The organism is Nocardioides sp. NPDC057772 (assembly GCF_042798075.1).
Taxonomy (GTDB): Bacteria; Actinomycetota; Actinomycetes; order Propionibacteriales; family Nocardioidaceae; genus Nocardioides.
In genome coordinates, this window is sequence record NZ_JBHVKN010000389.1 from 1 (window position 1) to 1,470 (window position 1,470).

Annotated in this window: 1 protein-coding gene; it reads left to right on the plus strand. The window is 67.1% G+C overall.

The features are described 5' to 3' along the window. Window positions 1–121: 121 nt before the first annotated feature. A partial coding sequence (locus tag ACFVJS_RS27940) for an alpha-amylase family protein (RefSeq protein WP_378886797.1) occupies window positions 122–1,470 on the plus strand: 1,349 nt, incomplete at its 3' end.

The window sequence follows — 1,470 nt, forward strand, 5'->3', positions numbered from 1 at the left end:
ACGTGTGACCGTCATCACTCATACGGTCGGCCTGCAAGATCTTGCAGCAAGATTCAGCCGCGCCGTGTCGCCCCCACCACCCATCCGGACACGACGCGTTGCCTTCGACCTAGGAGGAACCATGGCCCGAAAGTCCATGGCTGCCGCACTTGCCCTCTCGGCGGGAGCTGCTGTCGCGCTCACGATCCCGGTCTCGGCCCCGGCACAGGCCGCGCCGCCGGGAGACAAGGACGTCACCGCGGTGATGTTCGAATGGAACTTCGCCTCGGTGGCCAAGGAGTGCACCAGCACCCTGGGCCCGGCGGGCTACGGCTACGTCCAGGTGTCCCCGCCGCAGGAGCACATCCAGGGCTCGCAATGGTGGACGTCCTACCAGCCCGTCAGCTACAAGATCGCCGGCCGCCTCGGCGACCGCACCGCCTTCAAGAACATGGTCGACACCTGTCACGCCGCCGGCGTGAAGGTCGTCGCCGACGCCGTCATCAACCACATGTCCGCGGGCTCCGGCACCGGCACCGGCGGCTCGTCCTACAGCAAGTACGACTACCCGGGCCTCTACTCGAGCTGGGATCTGAACAACTGCACGGCCACGATCAGCAACTACCAGGACCGCTTCAACGTCCAAGAGTGCGAGCTGGTCGGCCTCGCCGACCTCGACACCGGTGAGGACTACGTACGGGGCAAGATCGCGGGCTACCTCAACGACCTGCTCTCCCTCGGCGTCGACGGGTTCCGGATCGACGCGGCCAAGCACATGGCCGCCTCCGACCTGGCGAACATCAAGTCGCGGCTCACCAACCCGAACGTCTACTGGAAGCAGGAGGCCATCTTCGGCGCGGGCGAGGCCGTCTCGCCCAGCGAGTACCTCGGCAACGGCGACGTCCAGGAGTTCCGCTACGCCCGCGACCTGAAGCGCGTCTTCAACAGCGAGAACCTCGCCTACCTGAAGAACTACGGCGAGGGCTGGGGCTACATGTCCTCGGGCAGCTCGGGCGTCTTCGTCGACAACCACGACACCGAGCGTGGCGGCGACACCCTCAGCTACAAGGACGGCGCCACCTACACCCTCGCCAACGTCTTCATGCTGGCCTGGCCCTACGGCTCGCCGGACGTCCATTCCGGCTACGAGTGGAGCGACAAGGACGCCGGCCCGCCCAACGGCGGCGCGGTGACCGCCTGCTGGCAGGACGGCTGGAAGTGCCAGCACGCCTGGCCGGAGATCAAGAAGATGGTCGCCTTCCGCAACACCGCCCGCGGCCAGGCCGTCACCAACTGGTGGGACAACGGCGCCGACGCCATCGCCTTCGGGCGGGGCAGCAAGGCGTACGTCGCGATCAACCACGAGCCCTTCTCGCTCACCCGCACCTTCCAGACGTCGCTGGCAGCGGGCACCTACTGCGACGTACAGAGCGGCAGGAGCGTCACCGTGAACGGCTCCGGCCAGTTCACCGCGACCCTCGGGTCCAACAC